This is a genomic window from Corynebacterium sp. HMSC061H03 (genome assembly GCF_001838215.1).
Classification (GTDB): domain Bacteria; phylum Actinomycetota; class Actinomycetes; order Mycobacteriales; family Mycobacteriaceae; genus Corynebacterium; species Corynebacterium jeikeium_D.
Map to the genome: position 1 here is coordinate 85780 of NZ_KV836086.1, position 18053 is coordinate 103832.

At 59.6% G+C, this 18053-nt stretch carries 17 protein-coding genes; 8 read left to right on the forward strand and 9 right to left on the reverse strand.

What is annotated here, in order from left to right; all coding sequences use genetic code 11:
* Nucleotides 1-12 precede the first annotated feature (12 nt).
* Nucleotides 13-642 (forward strand): DUF4245 domain-containing protein, encoded by a 630-nt coding sequence (locus tag HMPREF2787_RS09920; RefSeq protein ID WP_083326699.1) that lies wholly within the window; start codon nucleotides 13-15, stop codon nucleotides 640-642.
* A 118-nt stretch (nucleotides 643-760) separates the two neighbouring features.
* On the opposite strand, the gene HMPREF2787_RS09925 is transcribed toward HMPREF2787_RS09920, so the two are convergent.
* From HMPREF2787_RS09925 to HMPREF2787_RS09940, 4 genes are all read right to left on the reverse strand, one after another.
* A complete protein-coding gene (locus HMPREF2787_RS09925) occupies nucleotides 761-1051 on the reverse strand; it encodes an exodeoxyribonuclease VII small subunit (protein WP_070859160.1) in 291 nt (96 codons plus the stop codon).
* A 61-nt stretch (nucleotides 1052-1112) separates the two neighbouring features.
* A complete protein-coding gene (gene xseA / locus HMPREF2787_RS09930; RefSeq protein WP_070859161.1) occupies nucleotides 1113-2348 on the reverse strand; it encodes an exodeoxyribonuclease VII large subunit in 1236 nt (411 codons plus the stop codon).
* A gap of 107 nt (nucleotides 2349-2455) precedes the next feature.
* A complete protein-coding gene (locus HMPREF2787_RS09935) occupies nucleotides 2456-3574 on the reverse strand; it encodes a DUF6542 domain-containing protein (protein WP_246824299.1) in 1119 nt (372 codons plus the stop codon).
* A gap of 116 nt (nucleotides 3575-3690) precedes the next feature.
* Complete coding sequence (locus HMPREF2787_RS09940) at nucleotides 3691-5241, reverse strand: AI-2E family transporter (protein ID WP_070859163.1); 1551 nt, start codon at nucleotides 5239-5241, stop codon at nucleotides 3691-3693.
* A 93-nt stretch (nucleotides 5242-5334) separates the two neighbouring features.
* Between HMPREF2787_RS09940 and ychF the strand changes: the two genes are divergently transcribed.
* Together ychF and HMPREF2787_RS09950 are read left to right on the forward strand one after the other, a co-directional pair.
* Nucleotides 5335-6417: a redox-regulated ATPase YchF gene (gene ychF / locus HMPREF2787_RS09945; protein WP_049181654.1), complete on the forward strand. Its 1083-nt coding sequence runs from the start codon at nucleotides 5335-5337 to the stop codon at nucleotides 6415-6417.
* 20 nt (nucleotides 6418-6437) lie between these two features.
* The gene (locus HMPREF2787_RS09950) at nucleotides 6438-7949 is read left to right on the forward strand and encodes a recombinase family protein (protein ID WP_070421670.1); all 1512 of its coding nucleotides are present in this window, start codon (nucleotides 6438-6440) and stop codon (nucleotides 7947-7949) included.
* Nucleotides 7950-8489: 540 nt separating this feature from the next.
* Here HMPREF2787_RS09950 and HMPREF2787_RS09955 read toward each other — a convergent pair.
* Nucleotides 8490-8894 carry a MerR family transcriptional regulator gene (locus tag HMPREF2787_RS09955; protein WP_048733850.1) on the reverse strand — a complete coding sequence of 135 codons (405 nt, stop codon included), beginning with the start codon at nucleotides 8892-8894 and terminating at the stop codon, nucleotides 8490-8492.
* A gap of 169 nt (nucleotides 8895-9063) precedes the next feature.
* Here HMPREF2787_RS09955 and HMPREF2787_RS09960 point away from each other — a divergent pair, with 169 nt between their 5' ends.
* Nucleotides 9064-10623 (forward strand): SulP family inorganic anion transporter, encoded by a 1560-nt coding sequence (locus tag HMPREF2787_RS09960; protein ID WP_034664651.1) that lies wholly within the window; start codon nucleotides 9064-9066, stop codon nucleotides 10621-10623.
* Between the two features lie 169 nt (nucleotides 10624-10792).
* Here the strand turns inward: HMPREF2787_RS09960 and HMPREF2787_RS09965 are convergent, their stop codons facing one another.
* On the reverse strand, nucleotides 10793-11329 hold the full coding sequence (locus tag HMPREF2787_RS09965) for a hypothetical protein (protein WP_218079069.1): 537 nt from the start codon (nucleotides 11327-11329) through the stop codon (nucleotides 10793-10795).
* Between the two features lie 35 nt (nucleotides 11330-11364).
* On the opposite strand from HMPREF2787_RS09965, the gene HMPREF2787_RS09970 reads away from it, so the two are divergent.
* The 4 genes from HMPREF2787_RS09970 to HMPREF2787_RS09980 all read left to right on the forward strand — a co-directional run bounded on the left by HMPREF2787_RS09970 (nucleotide 11365) and on the right by HMPREF2787_RS09980 (nucleotide 13852).
* The gene (locus tag HMPREF2787_RS09970; RefSeq protein ID WP_080972893.1) at nucleotides 11365-11838 is read left to right on the forward strand and encodes a recombinase family protein; all 474 of its coding nucleotides are present in this window, start codon (nucleotides 11365-11367) and stop codon (nucleotides 11836-11838) included.
* A 170-nt stretch (nucleotides 11839-12008) separates the two neighbouring features.
* A complete protein-coding gene (locus tag HMPREF2787_RS09975; RefSeq protein ID WP_049181628.1) occupies nucleotides 12009-13031 on the forward strand; it encodes a DUF4192 domain-containing protein in 1023 nt (340 codons plus the stop codon).
* A gap of 160 nt (nucleotides 13032-13191) precedes the next feature.
* A complete protein-coding gene (locus tag HMPREF2787_RS11125) occupies nucleotides 13192-13335 on the forward strand; it encodes a hypothetical protein (RefSeq protein ID WP_016456431.1) in 144 nt (47 codons plus the stop codon).
* A gap of 91 nt (nucleotides 13336-13426) precedes the next feature.
* Nucleotides 13427-13852 (forward strand): single-stranded DNA-binding protein, encoded by a 426-nt coding sequence (locus tag HMPREF2787_RS09980; protein ID WP_016456430.1) that lies wholly within the window; start codon nucleotides 13427-13429, stop codon nucleotides 13850-13852.
* Nucleotides 13853-14421: 569 nt separating this feature from the next.
* Here the strand turns inward: HMPREF2787_RS09980 and HMPREF2787_RS09985 are convergent.
* From HMPREF2787_RS09985 to HMPREF2787_RS10000, 3 genes are all read right to left on the reverse strand, one after another.
* On the reverse strand, nucleotides 14422-15753 hold the full coding sequence (locus HMPREF2787_RS09985) for a hypothetical protein (RefSeq protein ID WP_016456429.1): 1332 nt from the start codon (nucleotides 15751-15753) through the stop codon (nucleotides 14422-14424).
* Nucleotides 15754-17289: 1536 nt separating this feature from the next.
* Nucleotides 17290-17559 carry a hypothetical protein gene (locus HMPREF2787_RS09995; RefSeq protein ID WP_049181627.1) on the reverse strand — a complete coding sequence of 90 codons (270 nt, stop codon included), beginning with the start codon at nucleotides 17557-17559 and terminating at the stop codon, nucleotides 17290-17292.
* 171 nt (nucleotides 17560-17730) lie between these two features.
* Nucleotides 17731-17991 (reverse strand): helix-turn-helix domain-containing protein, encoded by a 261-nt coding sequence (locus HMPREF2787_RS10000; RefSeq protein WP_070859165.1) that lies wholly within the window; start codon nucleotides 17989-17991, stop codon nucleotides 17731-17733.
* Between the last annotated feature and the right edge of the window lie 62 nt (nucleotides 17992-18053).

An 18053-nucleotide genomic window follows, 5' to 3' on the forward strand; every position in this document is an offset into this window, starting at 1 on the left:
ATACTTGAGCGCGTGGCGAATGAGAAACCTAGGATTTTGCAGGACAGTCGAGACATGATTCTCACCCTCGTGGTGATGTTTCTTGCGGTGGCTGTCACCATCGGCTTTACCGGCCTGTGCAGTTTTAACCCCGGGAAGCCGGAAAACGGTCCGGTGCGCGAGGTCGATGCCGCCCCATTCGTGAACATGGAGGCTCGGCGCGTGGACTATCCAGTCCGCCTGCCGAAGGTGCCTGAGGGCTGGACTTCAAACTCGACCCGCGCGGGTATGGCGGCGGGGAAGCAGACGACCATTATTGGCTATGTCACCGCTAGCGGAGCATTCGCCCAGGTCACGCAGACAGATGCGGAAGCAGGTCAGCTGCCGGATGACGGTAAGAATCGTCTCCGCGACGGTACCACTGACGTGGAAGGAACAACCTGGACTAAGTATGTGCCGGCTGAGGACAACGTGCGTCGCGTATGGGTTGGGGACCTCGGTGACTCCCGCGCAATTATCGAGGGCACTGCCAACGATGAGGAGTTCACACAGTTGGCGGCGGCTTTGCAGAAGGCCGAGCCAATCGATCCGGACGCGACAATGCCGAATCCGTCACAGCCGCAGCAGACTGCGTCCGAGACGCCGTCGGCACCAGCAAAGTAAGCTGAGTTGAGAGGTCGCCTGGGTCGATAATTCCAACTAGCGCGATAAAATAGCTGAACTCAACTATCGGCCACGAGATGAGAAACGACGTGCACTGACGATCGTTTCTCGTCTCTTTTTATTCCTCACCGCCCGCATTCTCGGCAGAAGCCGCGACATCCTGATTCTTGCTGGCCAAGGCGGCTTCAACCTTTGCCCGGGCGCCAGCCAAATGCTCCTCGCAGCGGCGGGCCAGCGCCTCGCCTCGCTCCCACAGCGCCAGGGATTCATCCAGGCTCATCTGTCCGAGTTCTAGGAGCTTGACGGTCTCGACCAGCGCATCTCGAGCCTGCTCGTAGCTCAGGTTCTCCACCGGTACCTGTTCCTCCGAAGAGGGAGCCTGACCCGCGCCGAAAACATTGTCATTCATTAGCGAATACGTCCTTCACATTTAGTAGTTAAAGCTTCAAGGTTGGAAAAGTCATTGCTTACTAATTCGCCGGCTTCGTAGCTAGCGTCGCTGCAGAGATGGAGCCGTCACTGACGCGAATTCGCAGTTGGGAACCCATCGGAGCATCTGCAATAGAGGTCACAATCTGTGGTTCCGGCTGAGTAGCCGATTGTGCCTGCACGATGGCATAGCCGCGAGCGAGTGTGGCAGAGGGGCCAAGTGCTGAAACCTTGCCGCGCAATCCCGATACCACGGCTTCCTCACGTTCCAGACTGCGGTGGATGAGAAAACGCAGCCGATCAACCTGCGCCGTGACAAACTCTTCACGCACGCGGATGGGAGTGAGCGGATCGCGCAGTACCGGCCGCGACGTCAAATCCCGCAGAGTCGCTACTTCACGGTCAACCCATCGTCGCAGAGATGCCGAGGAGCGCTCACGCAGCTGTGCAATGAGGCGTCGTTCCTCAGCAGCATCGGGCACTGTTTTCTTTGCCGCATCCGTCGGTGTGGCAGCACGTAAATCAGCGACGTAATCCAACAGCGGAGTATCCGGCTCGTGCCCGATTGCAGAAACCACCGGTGTTGTCGCCTTACTCACCGCACGAATCAGAGCCTCATCTGAAAAAGGCAGCAAATCTTCGACACTGCCACCGCCACGGGCGACGATGATGACATCAACCTCCGGGTCGGCGTCGAGCTGTGCAAGCGCCTCAATAATCTCCGGAACAGCCTTGGCACCCTGCACAATCGTGTTGATTACCCGGAAATTCACCTCGGGCCAGCGGGCGCCCGCGACCGAAAGCACATCGCGTTCAGCCGCTGAACCGCGACCAGTAATCAACCCGATCTTGTTGGGGAGATAGGGCAGAGGGCGTTTCAGCCGTGGATCAAAAAGTCCTTCCGCCGCTAGCGCCTGGCGCAGCTGTTCCAACCGCGCCAATAGTTGCCCCAAACCTACGGGCCTCCACTCCGTAGCCCACAGGGAAAACTGCCCCCGCCCGGCATAAAACGCAGGCTTGCCCAAAACCACCACGCGGTCGCCGTTGCGCAGTGGATTATTGCGGAGAGCCGTCGTAGAACAAGTCACCGACACCGAAAACTCCGCGGAGGTGTCACGCAGAGTGATGTAGGAGAGCTTCCAGCTCGGCTTGGAGTTGACCTGGGCGATTTCCCCCTCGACCCAAATCTGTCCAAGGCGCTCAATGTAGTCCTTGACTAACTGGTTCAGGCGTCGAACCTGAACCGGTTTCTCGGCCGACGTTTCCAATTTCGACATACATCAACACTTACACGATGGGGCGGATTGTCCTGCTTATAAACGCACGTTGCCCGCAGGCTAAATCTGCCTGTGGGCAACTGTGACGGTAAAAGTGCAAGCCCGAGCTACTTGCGGTAACGAGACCTGGTATCGCGCCCGGTTATGCGCTCCTGGCGAGGGCGCTGCTGTCGCGGTGGCCACTCCTCGGTGCGGCGGTGGTTGCTCCCCGGGCGTGCGGGGCTCTGTTGAGACTTTTCGGACCGAGACTCCGGCGAAGACTGTTCTCCCCACATCCGTGCCGTTCCTGCCGCTTGACGACGGGGAAACTCCTGCTTCGGCCGCTGCGGTGCGTTTGGCCGTTCAATTGGACGACGAGGCTGCTGTCTGGTCGAGTTTGACGAAGTGGAATCCTGAGTGAACTGCGCCTGGCCCGGATGCGGGCGAGACTGCCAACGGGATGTTGGCTGCTGGGCCCGCTGTGCGAAATTCGAGCGCTGCTGGGCGCGCTCCCCAGAGCGGTCAACTGGTCGCTCACGCAGTTGCTCGGCGTTGCGCGATGCCGAGTTGGCGCTCGCTGCCGGTCGGGCACCAGAACGAGAACTCTCCTGCCGAGAGCGCGCAGCCTGCTGGCGCGCCTGGCGGCGAGCTTCGGCATCTCGGATAATGTCCGCAGCGGGACGTCGTGAAGCAGGACGTTCCTGAGAGCGAGAAGCTACGCGGCGATCAGATTCGGCGAGACGACGGCGAACCTGAGAGCTGGATTCGACAGCGGCTTCGTCACGGTGCTGGCGTTGTTTAGCGGCCTTGCGCTGGGTGTTGAGGGATTTCTCCTGGGTGCGGGTGATTTCGAGGTAACGCCACACTGCGATGATGACACAGATGATCATCAAGATCAGCAGCCACGGGAACTGCTGGATGATGGGATATGCGGAGGTCACCAGGCGAGCGCGTTTAGAGGTCGTCGCGGTCGCGCCACCATTTTCGGGATCGGCGAGAGAACCGGTAAACCACGCTGTGAAAAAGGTGACAAGCGCGAACAAAATAGGGATTTGAGCGACGGTAACTACCAGACCGCGAGGAACCACCAACAGTGTTCCGGCCACAGCAGCCACGGCAAAAGCAATGAAGTAGGGCTTGCCAAGCGAACCGTTGGGAACAGAAAAGAGCAAACCAAAAACGCCGGCCAGAAGCATCAGCAACGGCGGCACAAACATTGGCACGCGTGGAAGCAGAGGTTTGTTCACACTGCCTTTACGGGTTATTGCTGATCTGTTCGACACGAATGCGTATCCTACCGGTTATTAGTGATAAAAACGGGCAAGCCCGGTACAAGAGCCTGCCCGTGTCTCGGAATCTCGCCTTACTTGTTTTTCTTAGAGAAAGGCCCGGAGACGACTTCAGTGACCTTGTGGAAGGCCTTGGTCATCGTTCCCTCTTCCTGCTTGGTCGGACCAGCATCGGGGGAAACCTTACCGGCGGTGCGAGCATCTGCCTTCACAGCGCTCTCCGCGGAGCTGTCGGAGTCATCACTGCCCAGACGGAACGAAGCCAGTCGGTCGCGCATCGCACGGCCGGCAGCTTCAATCTGAATGCCGGAGATTGACCCGGCATCCGTGGCGAACTCGATGTCCTTTGCGGTCTTGTCACCCGTTCGCAAATCCGTGAGGTCGCCGAGGTAGCGGAACCAGACCGCGACGACTGCAGTGACTGGCACAGCCAGGAAAGCGCCGATGATGCCGAAGATACCGCCACCGAGCAGAACCACCAACAAGACGATTGCGGCGTGCAGGTCCATAGCCTTGGCCTGCAGGATTGGGGAGAGGATGTTGCCCTCAATCTGCTGGACGGCAATGATGATGAGCAAGACAAAGATTGCTGTGGTCAGGCCGTTGGCAACAAGTGCGACAACCACCGCAATGAAGCCGGCGGTGAACGCGCCGACAATAGGAATGAAGCCAGCGAAGAAAGTCACCACGGCCAGGACCATTGCCAGCGGCACATTCAAAATCGCAAGACCGGCACCGATGAAGACCGCGTCGATAAGCGAAACGATAGCCTGCGTGCGGATGTAGCCCGACAGCGTGTTCCAGGAGCGGGTGAGTACCTCCGTGAGATGCCAGCCGAGGCGACGTCCGGTCAGGCGGCGGAGCCATGGCAGGAAGTCCTGGCCGTCCTTGATGAAGAAGAACGTCAGCACCAGCATTGCCATCAAGGTTACGGCGACCGAAGAGACCACCGAGATGCCTTGGAAGACTGTGTTGGCGATATCGCCGGAGCGCTCCTGGAGCCATTGGGAACCCTGGTCCAGAGCGTCGAGGATTTGTTCATCCTTGACGTTAAATGGCGGTGCCTGAATGATGTTCTGGACTTCTTGAATGCCGTCGGTGAACTGGCGACGCAATTCTGGGAACTGCGACTGCACAGTCGGTGCGAGGAACGCGACGACGCCGCCAAGCAGCGCCAGCGCGCCTAGGATGACCGTCAGTGCGGAGAGTGCGCGGGGCCAGCGGTGTTTCATCAGGAACACGGCGGGCGGAGCCAGCACCGTGGAGACAATCAGAGCCAGCAGAATCGGCAGAACGCCAGCCCAAATCTTTCCCAGAATCATAGCGCTGACATACAGCGCCGCTGCGGTGATGAGGAAACGCAGGCACCAACCTGCGAACCATCGGGCGCCCTCGCCAATGACGTCGGCGCGGTCGATGGACTCGGAGTCATTTTCGCTCATAAGCTCATCGAGGTTTTCAGCATCTTCCGGCAGATCCGGTTGCGTTGCCGCTGACTTATGGGCGTCGGAGGGGATAGACAGAGACTGTTCTATACGCAGAGGCTCCGATCCCATTACGTGATCGATAGCGTCTTTTTCGGACTGCGCAGTCCACTCTTCGCCTTCATTGGGTTTATTGCTCACGTATTCATTATGGGGGTTCGGAGGGGATAGGGGGCAACTTCACGAAGTTAGGGCGAGTTCAAATCTTTCTCCCCGAGCCGTAAGATGAGCAATGTGAGTCTTACACTTGGAATCGTCGGTCTGCCCAATGTCGGAAAGTCAACCCTGTTTAACGCCTTGACACGCAACGATGTGCTGGCTGCGAATTATCCGTTCGCCACCATCGAGCCGAACGTCGGCGTTGTGGAGCTTCCCGATCCCCGTTTGAATAAGCTCGCCGAAATTTACGGCTCCGAGCGTATTCTTCCGGCTACGGTGTCGTTTGTGGACATCGCCGGCATCGTCAAGGGTGCATCGGAGGGCGAAGGTCTTGGTAACAAGTTCCTCGCCAACATCCGCGAGGCTGACGCTATCTGTCAGGTCGTCCGTGTCTTCAATGATGATGACGTTGTGCATGTCGACGGCAAGGTTGACCCGGCCTCTGACATCGGTGTGATTGAAACCGAGCTGATTCTGGCTGATATCCAGACTATTGAGAAGGCGCTGCCGCGTCTGGAGAAGGAAGCCAAGAAGGATAAGGAAAAGGTCGGCGAGGTTGAAGCCGTCAAGCAGGCTCTTGCCGTGCTGGAAGAGGGGCGCACTCTCTTCGCTGCTTCTGATGATGTGAAGCTCTCCGCTCTGCGCGAGCTGCACTTGCTCACCGCAAAGCCGTTCCTCTACGTCTTCAATGCTGACGAGGAAGTGCTTGCCGACGAGGACCGCCGCGCGGATCTGGCCGCTGCTGTGGAACCGGCGGACTGTGTATTCCTCGATGCGAAGGCCGAGTCGGACCTGCTGGAGCTGGATGAGGAATCCCGCAATGAGCTGCTGGCCGAAATTGGTCAGACTGAGCCGGGCCTGCATTCGCTTGCTCGCGCTGGTTTCCGCACCCTGGGGCTACAGACCTACCTGACCGCTGGCCCGAAGGAGTCTCGCGCCTGGACCATTCCGAAGGGTGCTACGGCTCCGCAGGCTGCCGGCGTGATTCACACTGATTTTGAGCGCGGTTTCATTAAGGCTGAAATTGTGTCCTTCAACGACTTGGTCGAGGCCGGTTCGATTGCCGAGGCGAAGGCCAAGGGCAAGGTCCGCCAGGAGGGCAAGGACTACATCATGCACGACGGTGATGTGGTGGAGTTTCGTTTCAATGTAACCTGAGGCGCGCTAGTGTTAGCGGCATGACAACACGTGCTGCTATTTACCTCCGTATCTCGCTCGATGCTGCCATGGACGGCCTCGCCATCGACCGGCAGCGCCAGGACTGCGAAGCCCTTGCCGAGCAACGCGGCTGGGACGTCGTGCATACCTACGTCGATCAGTCGATCTCCGCGTCGAAGAAGGACGTGGACCGCCCCGACTACGACGCGATGGTGGCGTCCTTTGAGCGCGGCGAGATCGACGCGATCATTTGCTGGGACCTCGACCGCCTCACACGGCAGCCCTGGCAGCTCGAAGAGTGGATCGACAGGGCAGAGGAGCAGGGGCTGAAACTCGTCACTGCGAACGGTGATGCTGACCTTGCCACCGACGGCGGCAGAATGTACGCGCGCATCAAAGCAGCCGTGGCACGCGGCGAGATCGAGCGAAAGAGCATGCGCCAGTCTCGTGCGCAACAGCAACGCGCCGAGCAGGGCCGCTGGTACTCCGGCGGTGTGCGCCCTATCGGCTACACCTCCACCGGCGAGATCATTCCATCCGAAGCCGCCGCCGTGCTCGGTATGTTCCGCGCTGTCGAGAGGGGCAACTCCATGCGCGACATTGCGCGCGCCTTATCTGGGGTCGATCAACCGGGCTTGCCGGATATCCCGACCACGCCGCGCCATATGTACACCGTGGTCACAGAGCGCAACGCTCGACGCCGCGCTGAAGGCCAGGAAGAAAAGCCGGTTCCCGACGCGCAGCCGTGGGCCTACACGTCGTTGCACTCGATCCTGCGCAACCCCGTGTATGCGGGTTACTCCACTTATAAGAAGGCCAAGCGCAAAGGCGTGAAGAACAAATACCGCCGTGTCACGCATATCGTCCGCGACCCCGATACCGGCGAGCCGGTGAAAGGGCAGTGGGAGCCGATCGTCACACCAGATCTGTGGTGGCGCGTGCAGAACGTGCTCGACGATCCCGACCGGCTGACCAACAAGGAGCGCCGGAACACTCGCCGCCATCTCGGCTCGGGTCTGTATGTCTGCGACGAGTGTGGCAACCCCGTGCGCACACATGCCGACCGCTACCGCTGCGCCGCCTGTGGATTAGTGCGCACACATAGCGTCGATGATTTTGTGCTCGCCGTGATCCGCGCCCGCCTTGGCCGTGACGACCTGGCGGACCTGCTGCCGACTGTGGACGACGACGAGGTCAACGCCATCGACGACGAACTCGCTGAGCTTCGCGCAAAGCTCGCCCGCGTCCAGGCTGACTACGATGAGGAGCTTATCGAGGCCCGTGACCTCAAGCGCGCGCGAAACCGTTATGAGCCGCAGATCGAGAAACTCGAAACGCGCCGTGCCCGTCTTGCTGGCGCATCGGCGCTGCTCGACACAACCGGCTACGCCTCGCCCGTGGATGCCTTCGACAACGCAGAGCTTGCCGTGCAGCGCCGAGTCATCAATACCCTGTGCCAGGTGCGCCTGCGCCGTGGCGTGCGCGGCACCAAGACCTTTAACCCTGAATCGGTGCAGATCGTGTGGAACTAGGTTGCAGTGTGTGACACGTCAACAATCGCGCGCATGCGCTGCGGCGCGCAAAGCTCTTACGAAGGAACGCCACGGGAGCCGGCAGTTCGGGGGAGATCTGCCTTCGTGTATCGGGGGCGACACTGCTCAACCGTGGCGTTCGCAGGAAGTATGACACGGCTCTTGTTACCCCAGAGGTCGTAGGTTCGAATCCTGCCCCCGCTACCAACTTCCAAGCCCCTACCAGGAGAAACACTGGTAGGGGCTTTAGTTATTTCTCTTAAGGCGCACGTCCTGGGACTCAAATCGGGACTTTAGCGATGGCATTTTGTCACTTAAGCCGGTTTGGAAGTGATGGGGTTAAGTGACAATTTTCGATTTTGTGACCTTGGATGACTGTGTCGTTTTGAGGAGTCGTCTGCACGGATTTCAGAAGTCCTCTGTACTATCGCCATCCACTCCGGAGAGGCCGCGGGCGTTCGTCCACTTCATCTGGAACGCGATTCGACAGAGCGCATTCAATACGATGGTCTTTTTCTCCCTGCGAAGGATGGGGGCAGTTTAGGGTACCAGGGTGTTGACCAGATCGAGGAATTCCTCAGCGTAGGCAATTTGCTTGCGTAGCTTTTCGTAGCGGGTGCGCGTCTCCTCACGAATGTCGGCAAGGGTGGCCTTGGCATTACTCCGTGCCTGCTGTGCGGTATCACTGTCCTGCCCGCCATCTGAACTATGAAGAATCTCCGCAGCTTCCAGGAATTCCCGCATCTGATCCAGAGTAAACCCCAGCGGTTTCATCCGTCGCACCAGCAAAACACGACGTACATCAGCCTCACTATAAAGCCTGAACCCACCAGGGCTACGCCCCGATGGGGTAATCAGGCCGACGTTGTCATAATAACGCAAGGTGGGAATCGACAACCCCGTCTGGTCAACGACCTCGCCGATCTTGAAATTACTGTTTTGCATTGCCTGTTCTCCTTCACGGTGATGTTGCCCACGGGTTCCTGTGCCTGGGTTGGCGGTTGAGTAAAACTCCCGCTACCATGACCACCATCACCAAACCTAAAGTTACTAGAGGGTTGGATTCCTTTCGGGCGTTCGCCCAGTTACCTATCCCCTCAAAGATTGGACATCTATGACTGAAACTAGCACGGCGGCCCCCCGCCCCCTCCTGAGTCCAGACGGCGCTGATGCCCCTACCGGGATCATCGCATCCTTCCGTTACGCATTTTCTTCCCCCGCCCGTATCCGTATAGAGATTCTGGCCGGACTGGCGGTATCCCTGGCGCTGATCCCTGAGGCCATTGCCTTTTCCATCCTTGCCGGTGTTGACCCAGCCATGGGTCTGTTTTCCTCGGTAGTCATGGCCATTGCGATCGCCTTTACCGGTGGCCGCCCGGCAATGATCACCGGCGCCACCGGGGCTATTGCCCTAGTCATTGCTCCTGTGGCGCGTGGTTACGGGATGGATTATTTCATCGCCACCGTCCTGTTGGGCGGTGTCCTACAAATCGTGCTCGGCGCCCTCGGTGTGGCGAAACTTCAGCGTTTTATCCCCCGATCGGTGATGCTGGGTTTCGTCAATGCACTGGGCATTATGATTTTCACCGCCCAACTCGAACACCTCATTGATGTGCCTTGGATAGTCTACCCACTCGTCGGCTTGGGTGTGGTGATCATGATTTTCTTCCCCAAGCTCACCAGTGTGATCCCCGCCCCGCTGGTCACGATTATCGTGCTCACCGGTTTGGTCATTGCCGCCGGTTTGACTGTCCCGACGGTCTCGGACATGGGCAAGATGCCGGAGACCTTACCGTCCCTGTTTATTCCGAACGTGCCGTGGACGTTGGAGACCCTGCAGATCATCGCGCCTTATGCCCTGGCCATGGCCGTGGTCGGTCTCATGGAATCGTTGATGACCGCCAAGCTCGTCGATGACATCACCGACACTCATTCCGATAAAACTCGTGAATCCTGGGGACAGGGGGTGGCTAATATTGCCTCCGGTTTCTTCGGCGGCATGGGTGGCTGCGCGATGATCGGTCAAACCATGATCAACGTCCGCGAATCCGGGGCACGTACCCGCCTATCCACCCTGTTAGCCGGTGTGTTCCTGCTGGTCCTGGTCCTGGCACTGGGCGACATCGTTGGCATGATCCCGATGGCTGCCCTGGTGGCAATCATGATCATGGTCTCGGTCGGCACCATCGACTGGCACTCGGTGCATCCACGCACCCTTAAACTCATGCCGGTCTCTGAGACCATTGTTATGGCCGTGACGATTATTGCCACCCTAGCCACCAGCAACCTGGCCATTGGTGTGGTGTTGGGTGTGGTCACCGCGATGATCATGTTCGCCCGTCGGATGGCACATATCGCTTCCATTGAAAAGGTCTCCGAGATCGACGGCGACGGCGATGGAGAGATTGATACTCGTACCTACCGGGTGCATGGCCAGTTGTTTTGGGCATCAAGCAATGACCTGGTTTATCGCTTTGATTACACCGATTCTGCCCGTCATATCACTATTGATCTCACTGAGGCGGAGATCTGGGATGCCTCCACGGTCGCGACCTTTGACGCGATTACGCAGAAGTTCCAGGACAGAGGCAAAACCGTGTCCATTATCGGGCTCGACGGTCCCAGTCAGGACCGGCTGAACCGCCTGTCTGGCCGGCTTGGCACCGGCCACTAACATCCCCCGACTCGAGCACATCGACTTGGCGCCCCAACTTATAACCGGGGCGCCAGTTTATTGGTGCTGTTGCAAAGTTGGGGCATAGGAAGAGCATAAAAGAAGCGTAGCGGTTAACCGCTACGCTGTGTTGTGGGGATTTTTACTTTTTACGGTGCACGTGTTCTAGTTAGTGGTTCGTTTCTTTCCTCGGGTGATTGCGACGGTATTCCTCGACTAAGTGAGCAATACCCGGCGCAGCCTGGGACAACATCCAGGTCATAAGCGCTATAAGAACCCCTATGACGATAAGTGTTAACGCCAACCAGCCCAGTGTTGGGCCGATGCCGTTGGCCTCCTGGACGTGACCCCACAAGGCAGACACGCCGTCGGGTATGCCGAGCATACTTAGCAGCCCGTTCCCCAAGGCTCCGACAGCAACGAGTGCGATAGCAACGAAGAGAACACTGGCTGCAATCCACGAGGCAGACATGCAGGCCTTAATAAAGTTCGTGTTCGACTTTTCCATATCGTCGTTATACTGCTTGCGTTCTGCGCGTATCTCCTCCAGCAGCTTTTCGTTGGACTCCTTCTCCTGGAGCAGAGCGCTGCGAGCCTTCTTAGAGGCTTCTGCTGCCTCGTGCAGGCTCTTAGGCTCTTTCGACATTGCCTCAGATACAGCTACTTCTACCAGCGGTTCCAGGCTAGAAGTCAGGCTCGAAGTCATCTGAGCGTTCAGGCTCTGGCTGCGACCCGGACCACATCTACTCAGACACCATCTCCGGCACCAACTGGCAACGGCCTGGTCTTGATGACGCGCTGGCGTACATGCGCCCCGACGACACGCTCGTTGTCACGCGCTTGGACAGGCTCGGCCGCAGCCTCGCGGACACCGTGAACACCATCGCTGACCTCGCCGAGCGTGACATCAACGTCAAGGTGTTGGAGCCAGCGCTGGACACGTCGAAGCCCACCGACAAGGTGGTTATCAACGTCATGGCAAGTCTTGCCGAGTGGGAGCGTGACCTGCTTGTCCAGCGCACCCGTGAGGGCGTGGCGCACGCCCGCGCACAGGGCAGGGTCGCCGGCCCCAAGCCGAAGCTCAGCGCTGAGCAGGCGCAGATGGCCAAGGAGCTTATCGACGGCGGCAAGTCCGTCAGCGCTGTAGCGCGCACCTTTAACGTCTCGCGGCCGACGATCTATCGCGCTCTCAAGCGCATCGAAGCCGACGCTTAAGCACAGGCTGCGTCGCTAGCGCTCGCACCCGGCGAGAAGGCATCAGGCTGCGCTAGCGACGCTCGGCACACATGAGTGCTGCACTGCTGGGATACGCCTGCGACCGGCAGAGCCGGGCCGAATACGGGATTGACCACATACACCCCGTATTCGTGCAAAGGAGCACTGCCATGTCCACCCATTCTCACACGCTTGCATCCCACGGCGAGATCCTCGCGAACCTCCCCGGCATCCTCGGGTTCTACCCGAACAACTCGCTGATCCTCGCGTTCTTCGTCGACGACGAGGGCGTCGACACCGTCCGCCTCGGCCCGGTCGCACGGTTCGACCTGGACGAAGCAGTGGAGAAGCTCACTGAGAGCCGCGAGCGGTTCGCAGCGTGGGTCCACCACCTCGAACTCGACGCTGTTATCGCGTACATGATCAGCGATGACATTGCGCAGCCGGTCTTCGACGAGACGGCCACGTACCTCACCAGCGGGGCCTCGCCGCTACCGCCGCTGCTCGGGGTGGTGCAGGTGCCCGAGATCGTCACTGGGGCTGCTTGGTGGTCTGTGTACCAGCATCCGCTCATCGACGAGCCGCGCCACGGTGTTGTCGGCGAGGTCGCCGCATCAGCGGCGCTGCAGCAGATGCTAGAGCACACCGGCGAGCTGCCGGAGCCGAGCAAAGACGACATCGAGGCACGGTTGAACAGCACTGACCACGGCATCGACGCTGCCGAGCACGCCGACATCATCGAAGACGCGCTGGCGTATATCCCGCCCATGTTCGCAGACGTGCTGCAGCGTGAGTATGAGCAGGCGGCGGCAGGGATCACCCAGCCGAGCGCTCGCGCTGTTCGGTCTGCGCTGAAATGCTTCACCACGCCGCGCTTGCGGGACACGCTGCTTGCCGCACTGCTCGATGACCCGCAGGCGGGCCTTGCGTTCATAGAGAAGGTTATGCGCGCTGTCCCGACCAGCTGGCCAGGCATGCGCTCGCAGCTCACCGCCACTGTTGCCGTGCTCGCTCACGCCACAGGCCAGCCGGGGCTAGCTGGCGTGGCTGCGCAGCGAGCCACCGAGATCGGGCCAGACGAGAACTTCCCGTCGCTGGTGGCGAAGCTGACCGATATCGGCCAGGGCGAGCGGATGGTCGAGCTTGTCCGCGAGGGCGCTGAGAAGACCCGCACGATCTTGTTTGCCGAGTAGCACCACACACCCCGTTGTAGCAATGCAACGGGGTTTCTTTTTCTCGCGGGGCCTTGGCTTGCGACGACAGACACCGCAACGAGGCAGGGGAGTGACCTTTAGACAGCAGAGCTGTCTCCAACAGACGGATTGACCATCAATCCGAACAAGGAGGCACGTGATGCGCGACATCACCCACACCGACCTGGAACTGCTCTACCAGCTCGCCGACGGCATCGACGGCGAGGACGCCGATCCGGGCGCAGCACAAGAACTGCGCGACCTAGAGGCGGCAGGCACACCGCTGCCCTGGGCAGTGTTGTAACGACAGCGCAACCGCCCCGCAGCAGCAAAGCAGCTGCTTAAGTACCCAAATTGCACGGCAAATCACACCCACTCACGTAAGGAGAACCAACATGTCCAACCCCTTCAACAACGGCACCATCGTCGGCAACGCAGCTCGCGCACCCAAGCTGTTCGAGCACGCAAACGGCGGCGCGACGGTGAAGCTCAGCGTCTATGCGCGCAACACCTTCAAGAACAAGTCCACCGGCAAGGTGGAAAGCGAGATCGTGGAGCTGACCGGCTACGTCCAGGACGCCGCGAACCCCGGTGTGTTCGGCTGCATCGGCTCCGGCGATCGCGTTGCGGTGAGCTACTCGCTCAAGACCGACGTCTACACCGACAAGGACGGTGTGAAGCAGTACCCGCTGGTGGCGCGCATCGACACGGTGCAGCTGATCGATTCCAAGAAGGAGTCCGCTGCTCGCGCTGCCCGTCGCGGAGGCGAGGCGGCGACCGCCGCCCTGGCTGGCGCTGAGGGCGAAGAAGTACCGTTCTAACTACGAAACCCCGCAGGGAAACCTGCGGGGTTATTTTTTCAACCATTTCACACGCCAATTTGCTGCGAATCACTTGTGCAGTTTTACGGTGCAGTGGTGCGGTGCTTTTACTGGCGTTTCTGCTGCGCAACTCACTGCACTATGTAGTGTCTGTGACATTTCATTAACACGTAGGTTGCACTGTGTATTGGGCACCCATTTCATCGACACGTTTACTGCGCAATCAAATGCCCTGTCACTTTAATGACATGTGAATTGGGCAGTGAAGTGGTTTGTCATCCTATTGACACCTTTACTACGCAACAGAATGACAACGACATTCTGTCGGCCCTTCTACGGACATCTCTTCTGCGCAGCACATGCCCCGTCGTACACACCGACGTGCTGCGCACTATCTCCGCCACTCAACAGGCCAATTCACTGCGCAACGTAGTGACACCGGCCCCGCCTAGCCGAGATTTCTTCGATTTTCGCTGAATATCAGCCGTTTACCCGCCGCCAATGACCTACGACGCCGACGGCCCCCTGTTAGGCCCGCAGAAGGCCGTACAGGGCAGGGGAGAGCAGTGCTACAACTCCATACCGCCATCACGATCACGCTGCTGTTGCTGCTGGCGGCGCTTCTCGATGCGCTCGCGTGCACGCTGCTGCGCCCCGCCCTTCTTGCCTGAGGTCTGCGACTGCCTGAACAGCGTGTAACGCTCAAGCAACTCTGGGCTGCGATGCAGTTCTTGCACCAGGAACTTCTTATCCAAGTGCTCCAACTGTTGTCCTGACTTCACCGCTTCTTCGATGATGATGGCGGCTTCATCTTCGGCGTCCGTGTGCGCGTTGCGGCGGATCTGATCAGCCTCATCGCGGGCATCCTTGCGCGTTACTGCAGCGTCGCGTGTGGCCTCGTCGCGGATGCTCGTGGCCTCATCTCGTGCTTTGCTGCGGATCGTCTCGGCGTCGCGCTCAGCCTGCTTACGGGCCTCGTCGGTCTTGCGAGTGATCGTCTCTGCTTCGCTGCGAGCTGCGGCTGTAATATCGCCCGCCTTGGCCCGCGCAGTCTCTTCGGCTCGTTCGAGCAGCTCGTCTGCTTGCGCTTCGGCCAGGCCCAACTCCTGCTCAGCATCCTTGCGTGCTTCGCTGCGGATCTCTTCGGCTTCTTGCTCGGCCTTCTCGCGTGCTTCCTTGAGCACACGCTCGGCAACCTCGCGAGCCTGTGCTTCAGCATTCTCCTGTACGCGCTGGGCTGCTTCGCGGGCTTCTTGCGCCTGTTCAAGTTCCTTAGCAGCCTGCTCGCGGTCACGATCAATTGCGTCCATGTCGCGCTGCACGGATCGCTTCTTGACTTCCACATCATCCTCGCGCTTGGCGAGATCGCGCTCCCGGTCTTGTTGCTCGGTGTAGCGGTCGAGGTTGAGTGACTCGTCATGACGTTCGGAGACTTCTAGTTCCACCGGATAGCCGAGCGAGTGCATGTGTTCGCGCAGGCCCCGTTGCGCGTCGATGAACTTCTGGTTACCCGAGATCTGCTTGCCCTTCTTCGGGCCGGATGTGTACCGCACTGAGGTGTCAGTGTTGTACGCGATGCCGGGGCGGCAACGGAGCTTGTCGGGATCTTCGGGCTTCGGTGAGAACGTATCCGCCTGGAACTGGATGTGTGGCGTTGATTCGTCAAAGTTCATATCACCGCCAGCGACTGCGTCGATACCGCCGGGGATGAAGTTTTCTGCAAGCCAGCGCATTGACTCTTCGAGGTACTGCTTTGCTTCCTCGTAGTCGCGGGCGACATAGCGCGGACGTTTCACTTCGCGCCCGTCCACCTCACTGGTGTAGTAGTCGGGGATCTCCTTGCACATCGACTTCGGCAGATACACGACGAACAGCGACGTCTTGAAACTGTTCTTCTGCACGCGCACTCCGTCCATCCGAGGCGTCTACGGCCGCCACAGGGCCGTACAGCCGCTGCCACAAAGATGAACCAATCGAGTCGCGGCGCTACACATGTGCATCAACCGCTGCCGCTGGATCTGCTGCAGCGCGACGCGCTCGCGAAACACACGTCGCTGGCGGTGCTCATTACATGCGCTTGCGCGCATATCTCCGCCGCGAGCGTGATGCGTCTGCACCGATACTGTGCTTATGGCACGGGCAGATATGGAGTGTATTAATCAGGCCCGTGGTTCAACCCCCGCAGCAGCATCAACACCGCCTGGCGGCGGATGGCTCGCTGCGGGATTTTCACCACCCTGCAATAACCGCCTAACGGCGGTGTCACGGTGCAGGGTGTGGCTGTGCGCACCACGTAGGCGATGTCGGTCTTGCCGTGCGGTTAGACACCTTGCGCTCGCAAGCTCGCTGCAGGTGTCTCGATGACGCGGGAAGACGCCGCAAGCGGCGTTTCCACCCGTCATCGGCCCTTACTTTAAGACCGACATACAGTGGCTGACGCCGCATGTGGTGCGCACAGCGTGGCGACCTGCAGGTTTTGCGTAGGCACCATGTGCGCTTCGCGCATCAACGGGCCGTTTCGGGTAAGGGTCGAAGACCGTGTCACAACCCGAAACACGCAGGTCGCAGCCCCCTTCTGTGTCAAAACCCCTATATGTTTGTCGTTATAGGGGTAGAAGGGGGAAAAGGGCATAAGGGGGTGCGACGCCTCCGCTGCGCTCCGGCGCTCGGCATAGCCGAGGCACTGCACCGGGTGTTACCGCTCGCTGGCGCTCGCATAACCCGGTGCCCGGCGCTGGCGCGCCGCCCCTTATAGCCCCAGTCTCAGACCTCGCTCGCTCGGTCTGGCTGGGTCTACCTTTCCCTCCGCTGCGCTCCGGTCAAGGTGCCCAATAGTGCAGCTGGCGCTGCACCTTGTGTGATGACCCATGCTCTGCATCACGACACTGCCGGCAATCCGATATATCCCGTTGATATACATTCGGATATGCCAGCATCGATGTGTCGTGTTTGGGTCATCACGAAACGCTCCATCACGGCAAGCCTGCCGAGATGGATATTGGCGTATCTCACGACGCGTCCATTATGCGGCATGCGCCGCATACCATCTGCCGTCGCGGTTGCATCTTCAGCAGCACAGCTGCTGAAATCTGCTCTGTCCACGCTGCTGTCTTTGCTGCACCCACGGCCCCGTCTTCGGCATATTTCAAGTCCACACAAGACTATGCCGGCCAGAACCGCGCATAACAGCAGCGCGACATACCGCCAGCCATGTGGCGGATGATCCAGGCGACGGGGCAGACGTGTATATGCCCCGTCGCCGATACCGGCGCAAGCATCGTGACAGTGTCACGTGTAGCGGTGCCGCAGCCACCCGCACACACGCGAAAACCCCGCCCTTGCGAGCGGGGTGTGTGGCGACATCAAACGTGACGGCTGTACGTCGTCACGCCGCGTGGCCGTACACACATGAGGTGATTGCGTGTACGGCTAAAGGGTTAGTCGGGTACAACTTCTAGATGCCGCTTCGGCTTACTGCCCTCGGTGCTCTCAGGCGTGTCGCCGTCACCGTTCTCAGGTGTATCGCTGTCCCCTTCGGTGCTGGCGGACTTGTCACCGTCGAGATTCACCTCGAACTCTTCGGCATACTTGCGCAACTGCGCAAGGCGCTCCTTTGTCGCTTTGTGTGCACGGCGCGCCTCGTTCACGGTATCTTTTGCTTGCTGCTCATCGCGCAGCGCTGCTGCGTAATCGTCTCTGAAAGACATGGTTTGTTCTCCTTGGTTGAATGAACTGTTTATTTGGACTCGGGGCACGACGGTGGAGCGCGCGTGTGTAGTAGCACGGCCATCACCCATCAGCCCTCGCACTCAGTTCAAGACCCAGCCTGACTAGCTGAGCTAAGCGGCGGGATCTCGTCGTAGGCGGGTTTGTCCGCATTAGTGCTTCACACCGCCCAGCACCGTGACGAGCTGCTGGCGCTGCTCATCTGTCAGTTGGGGCGCTGCATTCACGACGGCATCGACGAAGCCGTCGAATAGCTGCGGGGCAGGGCGGCGTGCGGCCGCGAGGTAGGCGTCGAGATCGTCTTGGCGAATCCGATAGGCGGTGCCGAAACGGTGGAATGAAAGACGGCCCTCTTTAATAGCTTTTCGCAACGTGGACTCGGAGCCGACGCCGAGATCGGCGAGTTCCTGCAGCGTGTAAAAGCGTGGCGCGACGGCGGTAGTGGGTTAAGTAAAGAAAAGTGTGTCCGCATGCC